Raw genomic sequence first — 13,384 nt, 5'->3', positions numbered from 1 at the left:
AATGGAGCTGCAAGCATGCTGCGCATCATGGCGATGGATTCAGCCGGCCGACTCCGCAAGGACGTCGGGCTCGGCGAGCTGAAGGCGCTGGACCCGGTCTGGTTCTGGGCCGACATCGGCGAGCCGGACGAGGCCGAGACCCGGCTGCTGGACGAGTATTTTCATTTTCACCCGCTGGCGATCGAGGACTGCCTGCATCTGCTGCAGCGGCCCAAAGTGGACCATTACGACGACGTGCACTTCTTCGTCCTGCATGCGCTTGAGCCGGAGACGCTTCGCGTGCAGGAAGTGAACCTGTTCCTCGGCCCGAACTTCGCGGTGACGTTCCACTTCGCCGCCTGCACGGAGATCGACGAGGCCTGGCGGGCGGCCCACGTGCATCCGAAGCATCCCCGAAGCGGCCATCTCGCCGCCGCGCACACCGTCATGGACCGGCTCGTGGACCGCTATTTCCCGTCGGTCTACGAGCTGGAGGACCAGCTGCTCGACGCCGATCCCGGCAGCGGAGGCTATTCCGACCGTACCGGCATCGATCAGGTGTTCGAGATCCGCAGCAAGCTGCTGCGCCTGCGCAAGACGATCGTGCCGATGCGCGACCTGCTGTACCGGCTGACGACGATCGAGGCGATTCCGGGGCTGAAGGAGTACCGGGCCTTTTTCCACGACATCTACGACCATCTGCTCAAGCAGGCGGAGACGCTGGAGGCGTGCCGGGACATGACCGCGGACATGCGCGACAGCTACATGAGCTACAGCTCCAACCGGATGAACGGCATCATGAAGACGCTCACCGTCATCACGACGATCTTCATGCCGCTGACGTTCCTCGCGGGCATCTACGGCATGAACTTCGTCCGCATGCCCGAGCTCCAGTGGCGATACGGCTACTTCGGCGTCCTGGCCGGCATGGGGCTGATCGCGGCGGGCATGTTCGCCTGGTTCAAGCGCAAGGGATGGTTCGACTGAGCGGGACGGGCAAGCATACGGGAAGAGGTGGAACGATGGAAGGAACAAGCAGGCTGCCGGTCGACGACATCCTGCCGGGACTGCTGGACGCGCTCGAAAAGCAAGGCCGGGCCGTGCTCGTCGCGCAGCCCGGCGCGGGCAAGACGACGCGCGTGCCGCTCGCGCTGCTCGGCGCGGACTGGCTCGGCGGTCGCAAGGTGCTGATGCTCGAGCCGCGGCGCCTCGCCGCGCGCTCGGCGGCGGCGTTCATGGCCAGGCAGCTCGGCGAGGAGCCGGGCGGCACGGTCGGCTACCGCGTGCGGCTCGATACCAAGGTCGGGCCCGCTACGCGTATCGAGGTCGTCACGGAAGGCATCCTGACGAGGCTGCTGCAAGAAGATCCGGCGCTCGAGGCGTACGGGGCGGTGCTGTTCGACGAGTTCCACGAGCGGCATCTGCACAGCGATCTCGGTCTCGCGCTCTGCCTGCAGTCCGCCGCGCTGCTGCGCGAGGACCTGCGGCTCGCCGTCATGTCGGCGACGCTGGACGCCGCCCGCGTGGCCGAGCTGCTCGGCGGAGCGCCGGTGCTGGCGAGCGAAGGCCGCCAGCATCCGGTCGAGACGCGGTACCGGCCGCGAGCGGCAGGCTCGAGGCTGGAACACGCGACGGCTGCGGCCGTGGGGGAGGCGCTGCGCGACTCCGCGGGCGACGTGCTCGTCTTTTTGCCGGGCATCGCGGACATCCGGCGGACCGGCCTCGAGCTGAGGCGGGCGGGACTGCCGGATGGCGTCGACGTGCGCCAGCTGCACGGCGGCATGCCGCTGCAGGAGCAGGACGAGGCGGTCGCCGCCTGCTCGCCGGGCCGGCGCAAGGTCGTCCTCGCCACGTCGATTGCGGAGTCGAGCCTGACGGTCGCCGGGGTCCGGTCCGTCGTCGACGCCGGACTGATGCGGGTGCCGAGATTCTCGCCGCGCACCGGCATGACGCGGCTCGAGACGGTGCCGGTGTCGCAGGCGTCCGCCGACCAGCGGCGCGGCCGCGCGGGACGTACCGCGCCGGGCTGCTGCTGGCGGCTGTGGAGCCGGGAGGCTCATGCCTTGCTGCCGGCCTACGGCACGCCGGAGCTGCTCGAGGCGGATCTCGCGCCGCTCGCGCTGGAGCTGGCGGCGTGGGGGACGGCCGATCCGTCGGAGCTGGACTGGCTGGACGCGCCTCCGTCCGGCGCTTACGAGCAGGCCTGCGCGCTGCTGGAGCGGCTCGGCGCGCTGACGGCGGAGCGCCGCATCACGCCGCATGGCCGGCGCATGGCCGCGCTCGGCGGGCATCCGCGGCTTGCGCATATGGCGCTGTGCGCGGAGCGGCTCGGCTGGAGCGAGGCCGCCTGCGAGCTGGCGGCGCTGCTCGGCGAGCGGGATCTGCTGCGCGGCGAGCGCAGCGCCGACCTGCGGCTGCGCGTCGAAGCGCTGCGCGCGGCGGGACGCGGAGGCGGGAGCGATCCGGCGCTGGCGGCCGCCGCCTCGCGGATCGCGGCCGAAGCGCGCCAGTGGCGCCGGTCGCTGGAAGCGATGAGCCGGGCCGGTTCGGCCGCGTCCAAGCGACCGGCCGGCGGCGAAGGGGGCCGCTCCGCGAGCGCCCGCAGCGGTTCCATGCCGCTTGAGCCGGGCTCGGAGCCGCCCGACATCGGGCTGCTGCTCGCGCTCGCCTATCCCGATCGCATCGCGCAGCGGCGCCCGGACGGCCGCTACGTGCTCGCGATCGGCCGAGGAGCGGCGCTGGCGTCCGTCCAGCCGATTTCCTCGGCGGCATATCTCGTCGCCGCCGACCTCGACGACGCCGGGGTGGAAAGCCGCATCGACCTGGCCGCGCCGGTCGAGCTCGCGGCGCTGGAGGCGCTGCTGCCGGAGCTGTTCGAGCCGGAGCAGGCCGTCGAATGGGATGACGCCGCGCAGGCGGTGCGCAGCCGGAGACGGACGCGGCTCGGCGCGATCGTCGTCCGCGAGTCGCAGCTTGACCGTCCGGACCCCGAGCGGGTCACGGCGGCGCTGCTGCAGGGCATCCGGCGCCAAGGCCTGCGCCTGCTGCCTTGGTCGCGCCAGACGCGCCAGCTGCAAGCGCGCATGCAGCTCATGCATGCGGTGCGGCCCGATTGGCCGGATGCGTCCGACGAAGGGCTGCTCGCCACGCTGGAGGACTGGCTCGCGCCGCATGCCGCCGGCATCCGCAGCGCCTCCGGGCTGCAGAAGCTGCCGCTGGCCGAAGCGCTTGACTCGCGGCTCGGCTGGGAGCGGCGCCGGCAGCTCGACTCCTACGCGCCGACGCATCTGGCCGTGCCGAGCGGCTCGCGCATCCCGGTCGACTACAGCGACCCGCAGGCGCCTTTTCTCGCCGTGCGGCTCCAGGAGCTGTTCGGCATGAAGGAGACGCCGCGCGTCGGCGGCGGCCGGCTTCCCGTCGTCCTGCACCTGCTGTCACCGGCTCAGCGTCCGGTGCAAGTGACGCGCGACCTGGAGAGCTTCTGGAGCTCCACGTACTTCGAGGTGCGCAAGGAGCTCAAGATGCGCTATCCGAAGCATGCTTGGCCGGACAATCCGCTGGAAGCCCAGCCGACGAGCCGCGTCCGGCCGAAGGCTTGAGCCGATCATCGAAGCGAAAGGAGACGGGACGATGAATGCATGGCAGGGAGCGATCCTTCTGTACGCGGCGGCGTTGAGCGTCTATGCGTTCGCGCTGTTCGGCATCGATAAAAAGGCGGCGCGGCGATCCCGCCGGCGCATCCCGGAAAAAAGGCTGTTCGCCGCAAGCTTCCTAGGCGGAGGCTTCGGCGCATGGATCGGCATGTCGGCGTGGCGGCACAAGACGAAGCATGCCTCCTTCCGCATCGGCGTGCCGCTGCTGGCGCTTTGGAACGCGGCCGCGCTTGGCGTTCTCGCCTGGCTCGTCCGCTGAACGCTTCTCGCAGCAACAACCGAGCGAGCTGCCCCTTGGGGGCGGCTCGCTTTTTCGATCAGGCGCGTCCGACTTCTTTGCCGCGACGTTCCGCCGGCCCGCGCGGCCCCGTCCTCCCGCTTGGCTCCGTACCGAATCGTTCTTGCAGGCGCGAGCGCCGCCATGGTATAGTTTTCTTTCGCTTTTGAATTGGAATCCCTTAGGAGGTAACTGACCATGAGCGCTCAAAGTGCCTATCAAGCGGAAGAAACGCGGCTTGCGAAAGCCGTGGAGGACATCAGGGGCCAGCTCGGCAGCATCGGCCCGCGCTACACCGGCGACGACTTCACCGAGCAGATGCTCGACCTGCAGCGCGAGGAGCGCCGCCAGCGGCTCGAGATCGCCCGCAAGGAAGCGTACTTCGGCCGGATCGACTTTCAGGAGGAGGGCAAGACGCAGCCGCTGCCGCTGTACATCGGCAAGGCCGGCGTCGCCCGCGCGGGCTCGGACGAGCTGCTCGTCATCGATTGGCGGGCGCCGGTCGCGAGCCTGTTCTATTCCTTCAGCGGCGGCGAGGCGCCGGTGAACTACGACTCGCCGGACGGTGAGATCGGGGGCACGGTGCATCTCAAGCGCAACCTGATGGTCCGGCAGGACGATTTGCTGCGGCTGGTCGACAGCTTCGTGCGCGGGCAGGAGGACGATGCCGTCACCGACGAGTTCCTGCTCTACCGGCTCGGCGAGAGCAAGGACAACAAGCTGCGCGACATCGTCTCGACGATCCAGCAGGAGCAGGACAAGATCATCCGCGCCGACAAGAACCTGGCGCTGTTCATCCAGGGCGTGGCCGGGTCGGGCAAGACGACGGTCGCGCTGCACCGGCTCGCGTTCCTGCTGTACCAGTATGCAGGGCGGATCCGCTCGGAGCGGATGGTCATCTTCGCGCCGAACCGCATGTTCCTCGACTACATCAGCGGCGTCCTGCCGGAGCTCGGCGTCGGCGACATCGTGCAGACGACGTTCGCCGACTGGGCGATCGACCTGCTCGAGCGCGAGGTGACGCTGCGTCCGCCGGCGGAGACGCTCGCCTATTGGTTCGAGCAGCCCCATGCGCCGGAGGAATACGCCGAGGCCTCCGGGCGGCTCAAGGGGAGCGCGGCATTCAAGGAAGCGCTCGACGTCCGGCTCGCGGAGCTGGAGGCTTCGCTGCTGCCGGCCGAGCCGTTCGAGCCGCTGCCGGGCCTTCAGCTGTCCGTCGCCAAGATGAGGGAATGGCATGAGACCGATTACGGCGAGGAATCGATCATGCGCCGCAGGGAACGGCTCGTCAGCCGCGCCAAGCGCTGGCTCGAGTCGGAGCTCAAGCAGCGGGGCATCGCCGACAAGAAGCTGCGCGCCAAAGCGACGAGCAAGCTGAACGCCTTTTCCAAGCGCGTCCCCGCCTACAGCGCTCCGCAGCTGTACGGCAAGTGGCTGGAGGGCAAGAGCGGCGCGCAGCTCTTGCCCGCCAAGCTCGCCAAAGCGACGGCGGCGCGCCTCAAGCAAGGGGAAGCCGAGGCGGAGGACCTCGCTCCGCTCGTCTACCTGCACATCCGCCTGCACGGCCTCGGACGGCCGTTCTACGACCATATCGTCATCGACGAAGCGCAGGACTACTCGCCGTTCCAGCTCGAGGCGCTCCGCCTCTGCCAGCAGCAGCCGTCGATGACGGTGCTCGGCGACCTGCAGCAAGGCATCCACGCTTATGCCGGCATCGCCGACTGGAGCGAGCTGAGCGGACGGTTCGGCGAAGGAAGCACCGGCTATTTCGAGCTGGACCGCAGCTATCGCTCAACGACGGAGATCATCGACTTCGCCAATCGCGTGCTGGCGGGCATGGGCAGCACAGTCAAGCCGGCGGTGCCGGTGTTCCGCAGCGGCGATCCCGTCGTGCTGGAGCGGGTCGGCGCCGAGCAATGGGCGTCGCGGCTTGCCGCGGTCGTCTCGGACTGGCAGCGCGAAGGCCGCTTCCAGACGATCGCCGTCATCGGCCGCACGGAGCGGGAATGCGCGGACGTCCAGGCGGCGCTGGAGGAGGCCGGCATCGAGGCGGCGCTCGTCCATGCGCGCCAGCCCGCATACGGCGGCGGCCTGACCGTCGTGCCGGCCTATTTGTCCAAGGGGCTGGAATTTGATGCCGTGCTCATCGCCGACGCGAGCGCCGAGGCTTACGGAGCGGCCGACGCCAAGCTGCTGTACGTCGCCTGCACGAGGGCGCTGCACCGGCTCGGCTTGCTGCATCGCGGCGAGCCCGCCGTCCTTCCCGGCTGAAGAAGGGACAAATCGGGGCATACAGGGTAATACCGGGTAAAGCCGGCTTGCCGCAACCGCGCCGGCTGCGGCTGCGTATTGCACGGCAGCGCCTGGACCGCGCGGCCCGAGCTTAGCCGGAGCCGGCGGCGCAGGCGATCCCGAAGGAGGAAGACGACGCATGGAGACGGACAAAGACACGATAGGAGCGCTCGAAGAGCGCCCGGAGCAGCCGGCGGCCCGGCTGGAGACGCGCGAGCAGCTGCAGGCGGCGATGGCGGAGATCGAGCAGTGGGAAAAGGAGCAGAAGAACCTGATGATCTGGGACCGGATGGCGAGGCTCCCGTTCAAGCTGCTCGACCGGCTGACGCCGAAGATCGTGCACGAGAAGCTGGGCCAGGCGCTGGACGAGCTGGGCAGCTACATTCAGAACGGAGGCAAGTATCTCGTCGCGGGGCGCAAGGTCGGCGAGCTGCTGCGGGAAGCGGACCGGAGCCAGGGCGGCAGCGGCGACGGCCCTTATCCGCTGTCGGCGATGAATGCGGCTTCCGCCCGGCTCGCGGAGGAACGGACGCGCTTCGCGACCGCTCAAGGCGCGACGACCGGCTTCGGCGGCATCTTCACGCTGGCGATCGACGTGCCCGCCGTGCTCGGGCTGTCGCTGAAGGCGATCCAGGAAATCGCGCTCAGCTACGGGTATGACCCGACGCTCAAGGAGGAGCGTGTCTTCACCGTCAAGGTCATGCAGTTCGCGTCCTCGGATATTGTCGGCAAACGTGCTATCCTAGAAGAGATGATGCGGGACGCTGCGGATGGCGGCAAGGCGGCCGGCGAAGCCGTCTCCCGCATCCAGGGCTGGCGCGAGGTGATCGCCGTCTACCGGGACAACTGGGGCTGGAAGAAGCTGCTCCAGGCCGTTCCGGTCGCGGGAGTGCTGTTCGGAGCGTTCATTAATCGCGGCATGCTGCAGAACGTGACGGAATCCGCGATCATGCTCTATCGCAAGCGGCGGATCATGGAGAGGCTGGCAGAAAGCGGGGAATGACAGCATGAGCGGCGACAGCGGCCGGAGAGCGGAGCAGGCGGAGGCCTGGCTGCGACAGTTCGGCATGGAGAACGAATGGGATGAGGAGCGCGTCGCGGCCCGGATCGCGGCGGTGAAGGCCGCGATCGGCAGCGGAGAAGGGTACGAGCCTTCGGCGGAGGAGCTGGCTTGGGGAGCGCGCGTCGCGTGGCGCAACAGCAGCCGCTGCATCGGACGCTTGTTCTGGCCGTCGCTGGACGTCATCGACGCGCGCGGGGTACGGAGCGAGGAGGAGGCGGCGGGAGCGCTGCTGCGCCACCTGGAGACAGCCGCCAACGGCGGCCGCATCCGCTCGGTCATGACGGTGCTGCCGAGCGCGGATTCCGGAGCGGACATCCGCGTCTGGAACCATCAGCTGCTCCGCTACGCCGGCTATCCAGCCGCGTCGCCAGGAGAGGCGCGGCGGGGCGATCCGGCTTCGGATGCGTTCACCGCTCTCTGCCTGGAGCTCGGCTGGAGGGGAACGGGCGGCGACTTCGACCTGCTGCCGCTCGTCATCAGCGCGGCCGGGAGAGAGCCGCGCTGGTTCCCCATTCCGCAGCATCTCGCGCCGGAGGTGGCGATCGAGCATCCCGAGCACCCGGGCATCGGCCGCCTCGGCCTGCGCTGGTACGCCGTGCCCGTCATTTCCGACATGGCGCTGGAGATCGGAGGGACCGTCTATCCGGCGGCTCCGTTCAACGGCTGGTACATGGAGACGGAGATCGGCGCGCGCAACTTCGGCGACGCGGACCGTTATGATCGGATCGCCGCCGTCGCCGACGCGCTTGGCCTTGACCGCAGCCGCAACGCGACGCTCTGGAAGGATCGGGCGCTCGTCGAGCTCAACGTGGCGGTGCTGCATTCGTTCCGCCAGGCGGGCGTCAGCATCGTCGACCATCATACCGCCGCCGACCAGTTCGTCCGCTTCCAGCGACAGGAGGCGGAGCACGGTCGCGAGACGAGCGCCCGCTGGTCGTGGCTGATTCCGCCGCTGTCGCCTTCGCTGACGCCGGTCTGGCATGACGGGGGGATGCGCGAGCTGGAGCTGTCGCCGCGGCTGCTGCCGCAGGACAAGCCGCCTCGGCTGCAGCGGCTGGAGCGCCTGAGCGAGAGCCGCGCCGGAGCTGCGGCAGCCGCGGGCTGTCCGGTCGGCATGCCGTCCGATCCTTCGGCCGAGCCCGCGGACGAATCGTCTCCTGCGGCGGCCGGCTGCCCGTTTCGAGGCCATTGATCGGCCGTTTTTCCGCGTGCGGCGTCTCCAATTCGGATTGACAGCCTGCAGCAGAATGGGGTACAATATTCCTACTGCCTAACTTGCCTATATCCCGAAAAAAAGCATACGAATGATCGGAGGAGCCTGCCACCAGCGGGCTCTTTTTGTCTTTTTTCGGGTAAATCCAGGCCATAGGCCGATGTTTCATGGCATTCCAGGAAATACTGGAACGAATGCCAGGCTCCATTCCGACCGTAAGGAGGCTGTACCTTGCCACTGCTTCATGTCCTCTTGCTTCTACCGTTTTTGCTGGCGGCGGCGCTTCCTTGGCTGAGCCGGCTCCTGCCGAGGCTGCATGCGGGCTGGATCGCCCTTGCCGCTCCGGTCCTGCTGCTGGCGGCGTTCCTCGGGCTGCAGGCGGAGGGAGACGGGCCGCGCCGCGCCGCGTCGATGCCGTGGATGCCGAGCCTCGGGGTCAACATCGAGCTGCGGCTCGACGGCCTCGCGATGCTGTTCGCCCTGCTCATCAGCGGCATCGGCGCGCTCGTCGTGCTGTACTCGATTTTCTACCTGGACCGCCGCCGCGAGGCGGTCGGCCGCTTCTACGCCTGCCTGCTCCTGTTCATGGGCGCGATGCTGGGCGTCGTGCTGTCCGATCATCTGATCGTCCTCTACGGGTTCTGGGAGCTGACGAGCGTCAGCTCGTTCCTGCTCATCGCCTTCTGGCACGGACGGCAGGCTTCGCTCGCGGGCGCGCTCAAATCGCTGCTCGTCACCGGCATGGGAGGCCTCGCCATGCTGGCCGGCTTCCTGCTGCTCGGCCTCGCCGGCGGCAGCCTGCGCGTCACGGAGCTGATCGCGTCCGCAGACGCCTTGGTTGCGAGCCCGCTGCTCGTGCCGGCGATGGGGCTGATCCTGCTCGGCGTATTCACCAAGTCGGCGCAGTTCCCGTTCCACATCTGGCTGCCGGACGCGATGGAAGCGCCGACGCCGGTCAGCGCCTACCTGCACTCGGCGACGATGGTCAAGGCCGGGCTCTACCTGGCCGCCCGCCTGACGCCGCTGTTCGCCGGCCAGCAGCTCTGGTACGGAGCGCTCACGGCGGTCGGCCTCGTCACGCTGATCTACGGCAGCTTCCGCGCCATCAAGCAGACCGACCTGAAGGCGCTGCTCGCGTATTCGACGATCAGCCAGCTCGGCCTCGTGACGGCGCTGCTCGGGCTCGGCGCGGTCTATCCGGCCGGCTCGGCCTCGCCTTACGCCGCTTACGGCGCAGCCGCGGCCGCAGCGGGGCTGCTGCATCTGCTCAACCATGCCGCGTTCAAAGGCGCGCTGTTCATGACGGCGGGCATCGTCGACCACGAAACGGGAACGCGCGACCTGCGGCGGCTCGGCGGACTGATCCGGTTCATGCCGGTCACGTTCGCGATCTCGCTCGCCGCGTCCTTGTCGATGGCCGGCGTGCCGCCGCTGGGCGGCTTCCTCAGCAAGGAGCTGTTCTTCGGCTCGGCGCTGAACGCCTGGCGCGCAGGCGAGGGCAGCCTGGCCGCGCTGCTGATTCCTGCCGTCGCCTGGACGGCCAGCGCGTTCACCTTCGTCTATAGCGGCATTTTCGCCTGGCGCACGTTCGGGGGAGCGGCGCGGGAGACGCGCGAGGCTCCCGTCCATGAGCCGTCCTGGGGCCTGCTGGCGCCGCCGCTGCTGCTGGCTGCCGCGGCGCTGCTGCTCGGACTTGCGCCGTCGCTCGTCGCCCCGGGCCTGCTGCAGCCGGCGCTGCTCTCGATGCATCCCGCGGCGCCGGAAGCGTATGGCAAGCTCGCCCTCTGGCATGGCGTCACGCCGGAGCTGCTGCTGACGGCAGGCGTCTTTGCCGTCGGCGGCCTGCTGCTGTACGCCGCTCCGCGCTGGGCTCCGCTGCACCGGGCCGTGCGCGCGCCGCTCAGCTGGAACCGCTTGTACGAGGGCCTGCTGCAGGGACTCGACGCCGGCTCGGAACGGCTGACCGCTTCCTATATGGGAGGGGGCATGCGGCGCAGCGCCGGCTACATCTTCGTCGTGCTGGCCGTTTTCCTGACCATCGCCGCCGCCATGGCCGGGGGCATCCCGATCGCGCTGTACGGCATGGCGCCGGTGACGCTGTTCGAGGGCATCGCCGTGTTCGCTTTGATCGCGGCCACGCTCGCCGTGCCGTTCGCGCAGTCGAGGATGATGGCGATCATCCTGACCGGCTCGGTCGGGTACATGGTCGTGCTCTTCTTCGTCCTGTTCCGCGCGCCGGACCTGGCGCTGACGCAGATGATCGTCGAGACGGTCTCGGTCACGCTGTTCCTGCTCTGCTTCTATCATCTGCCGGCGCTCAAGCGGGAGCGCATCCCGCGCCGCACGAAGGCGGCGAACGGGCTCATCGCCGGCGCGGCCGGGCTCGTCATGACGCTGGTCGCCCTCGGCGCGCTGTCGAACCGGAAGTTCGGCTCCATCTCCGACTATTACTTGACCAACAGCTACAAGCTCGCCGGGGGCAAGAACGTCGTGAACGTCATCCTCGTCGACTTCCGCGGCTTCGATACGATGCTGGAGATCGTCGTGCTCGGCATCGCCTCCTACGCGATCTACGCGGTCATCCGGCTCAAATGGCCGGGAGAGGCGATGGAGGAGGGGGGCGGATGGGGAGAGAGGGAGTTCCGCCTCGTCTATGAGGATGCGCGCAGCAACGACGTCATCCTGCAGACGCTGGCCAAGGTGATCCTGTTCCTCATCCTGACCTTCTCGTTCTACCTGCTGTTCGCCGGCCATCATCAGCCCGGGGGAGGCTTCATCGGCGCGCTCATGACCGCATCGGCGCTCGTGCTGATGAGCATCGCCTTCGGCGTTCGGACGATCCGCAAGGCGCTGCCGGTCAACTTCCGCATCGTCAGCGCCTGCGGCATCTCGCTGGCGCTGCTGACGGGCATCGGCTCGTTCGTGTTCGGCAAGCCGTTCCTCAGCCATTCGTTCGGCTACGCCCAGCTGCCGTTTTTCGGGCAGAACGAGCTGGCGACCGCGGTGCTGTTCGATCTGGGCGTCTATCTTACTGTCGTCGGCATCACGATGACGATCATTCTGGCGATCGGGAGGGACAAATAAATGGAGCTGCTGCTCGCGCTCGCCGTCGGCGCCCTGTTCGGCGTCGGCGTGTACATGATCTTGGCCCGAAGCCTGCTGCGCGTCATCCTCGGCCTGTCCCTGCTGACGCACAGCGTCCATCTGCTGCTGCTGACAATGTCCGGCCTCAAGAGCGGCGCGGCCCCGCTGCTCGGCCAGCAAGCCGAGCGCTACGTCGATCCGCTGCCGCAGGCGCTCATCCTCACGTCGATCGTCATCAGCTTCGGCATGACGTCGCTTTATTTCGTCCTTGCCTACAAGGCGTACAAAAAAATCGGCACCGACGACACGGAGCTGCTCAGGAGGGAAGCGAATGACTAATCTCGTCGTGCTGCCGCTGCTGCTGCCGCTCTGCACGGCGGTGGTGCTGCTCTTCTTCAAGGAAAAGGTGCTGACGCAGCGCATCGTCAGCTTAGCCGGCATCGCCGCGACGGCCGCAGCGAGCGTCCTGCTGCTCGCGAAGGCGGGAGCGGGCGGCCTGCAGACGCTGGCGATGGGCGGCTGGGCCGCTCCGTTCGGCATCGTGCTCGTCGCCGACTTCTTCGCCGCGCTGCTCGTGACGGCCGCTACGGTGACGACCGGCTTCTGCCTCGTGCAGGCGATGGGCACGGTCGGAGCGGAGCGGGAGAAGTTCTATTTCTACCCGTTCCTGCAGTTCCTGCTCGCCGGAGTGAACGGCTCGTTCCTGACCGGAGACCTGTTCAACCTGTTCGTCTGCTTCGAGGTGATGCTCATCTCCTCGTATGCGCTGCTCGTGCTGGGCGGCACGAAGCGGCAGCTGAAGGCGACGCTGTCGTACATGCTCGTCAACATCATCTCGTCGACGCTGTTCGTCGCCGGCGTCGCTTACCTGTACGGGATGATCGGCACGCTCAACATGGCCCATCTGTCGGCCCGCATCGCCGAGGTCGGCTCCGGCGGCATGCTGGACGTCCTGTCGGTCTTTTTCCTGATCGTGTTCTCGCTGAAGGCGGGCCTGTTCCTGTTCTTCTGGCTGCCGGATTCGTACGAGGCTCCGCCCGCAGCCATCTCCGCGCTGTTCGCCGCGCTGCTGACCAAAGTCGGGCTCTACGCGCTCATCCGCACGTTCACGCTCATCTTCCCGACGGGACACGGCTTCGCGGCGCAGGAGTGGATCGCCTGGATGGCCGGAGCGACGATGCTGCTCGGCGCAGCCGGCGCGCTGGCTGGCAAGGACGTCATGAGCGTCCTGAACTACAACATCGTCATCAGCGTCGGCTTCCTCGCCTTCGGCCTGGCCGTCTCCAGCGAGACGTCGCTGCAAGGCGCGGTGTTCTATCTGATCCACGACATGGCGGTCAAGGCGCTGCTGTTCCTGCTCGGCGGCATGATCGTCGCGGCGGCCGGCACGGGCCGTCTGGACGAGATGGGCGGACTGATCGGACGCATTCCGCTCGTGGGCTGGATGTTCCTGGTCGCCTCGCTCGCCGCGGCCGGCATCCCGCCGCTGAGCGGGTTCGGCGGCAAGCTGCTGCTCGTGCAGGGCGGCTTGCAGGCCGGCTCGCATCTGCTCGCCGGCATCTCGCTGGCGACGAGCCTGGTCGTCCTGTACACGCTCGTGCGCTTGTTCATGCGGGTTTTCTGGGGCGAGGCTCCGGCAGCGGCGCCTGCCGAGACGGCCGGAACCCGCATCAGAGCGGCCCACGCGGCTTCGGCCGCGGTGCTCTGCCTGCTCGTCGTCCTGATGGGCCTCGGCTCGGAATGGATGGTCCAGGCTTCCGCGGAGGCGGCCCGCACGCTCGCCACGCCGACCGACTATATCGATGCCGTGTGGAAGGAGTGAG

Annotated in this window: 9 protein-coding genes; all 9 read left to right on the top strand. The window is 68.3% G+C overall.

The annotated features are described in order from the left end of the window. Positions 1-15: 15 nt before the first annotated feature. The 9 genes from corA to HGI30_RS11885 all read left to right on the top strand — a co-directional run bounded on the left by corA (position 16) and on the right by HGI30_RS11885 (position 13,383). Complete coding sequence (corA, locus tag HGI30_RS11925; protein WP_168907770.1) at positions 16-966, top strand: magnesium/cobalt transporter CorA; 951 nt, start codon at positions 16-18, stop codon at positions 964-966. Positions 967-1,001: 35 nt separating this feature from the next. Further along, positions 1,002-3,578 (top strand): ATP-dependent helicase HrpB, encoded by a 2,577-nt coding sequence (hrpB, locus tag HGI30_RS11920; RefSeq protein ID WP_168907769.1) that lies wholly within the window; start codon positions 1,002-1,004, stop codon positions 3,576-3,578. Between the two features lie 31 nt (positions 3,579-3,609). After that, a complete protein-coding gene (locus tag HGI30_RS11915; protein ID WP_168907768.1) occupies positions 3,610-3,891 on the top strand; it encodes a DUF1294 domain-containing protein in 282 nt (93 codons plus the stop codon). Between the two features lie 216 nt (positions 3,892-4,107). Beyond that, the gene (locus HGI30_RS11910) at positions 4,108-6,180 is read left to right on the top strand and encodes a HelD family protein (RefSeq protein WP_168907767.1); all 2,073 of its coding nucleotides are present in this window, start codon (positions 4,108-4,110) and stop codon (positions 6,178-6,180) included. A 160-nt stretch (positions 6,181-6,340) separates the two neighbouring features. Beyond that, positions 6,341-7,204, top strand: a complete 864-nt coding sequence (locus HGI30_RS11905) for an EcsC family protein (RefSeq protein ID WP_168907766.1) — start codon at positions 6,341-6,343, stop codon at positions 7,202-7,204. Positions 7,205-7,208: 4 nt separating this feature from the next. After that, complete coding sequence (locus HGI30_RS11900) at positions 7,209-8,456, top strand: nitric oxide synthase oxygenase (RefSeq protein WP_168907765.1); 1,248 nt, start codon at positions 7,209-7,211, stop codon at positions 8,454-8,456. 252 nt (positions 8,457-8,708) lie between these two features. After that, positions 8,709-11,561: a hydrogen gas-evolving membrane-bound hydrogenase subunit E gene (gene mbhE / locus HGI30_RS11895; RefSeq protein ID WP_168907764.1), complete on the top strand. Its 2,853-nt coding sequence runs from the start codon at positions 8,709-8,711 to the stop codon at positions 11,559-11,561. Further along, positions 11,562-11,900 carry a Na(+)/H(+) antiporter subunit C gene (locus HGI30_RS11890; RefSeq protein WP_168907763.1) on the top strand — a complete coding sequence of 113 codons (339 nt, stop codon included), beginning with the start codon at positions 11,562-11,564 and terminating at the stop codon, positions 11,898-11,900. Continuing rightward, positions 11,893-13,383: a Na+/H+ antiporter subunit D gene (locus tag HGI30_RS11885; RefSeq protein ID WP_168907762.1), complete on the top strand. Its 1,491-nt coding sequence runs from the start codon at positions 11,893-11,895 to the stop codon at positions 13,381-13,383. The genes HGI30_RS11890 and HGI30_RS11885 overlap by 8 nt, the downstream gene beginning before the upstream one ends. The last annotated feature ends 1 nt before the right edge of the window (position 13,384 follow it).

Origin of the sequence: Paenibacillus albicereus (assembly GCF_012676905.1) — a bacterium.
In the GTDB taxonomy this organism is placed as follows: domain Bacteria; phylum Bacillota; class Bacilli; order Paenibacillales; family Paenibacillaceae; genus Paenibacillus_O; species Paenibacillus_O albicereus.
The sequence above is the reverse complement of the archived record's forward strand: the minus strand, read 5'-3'. Positions and strand labels throughout refer to the sequence as shown.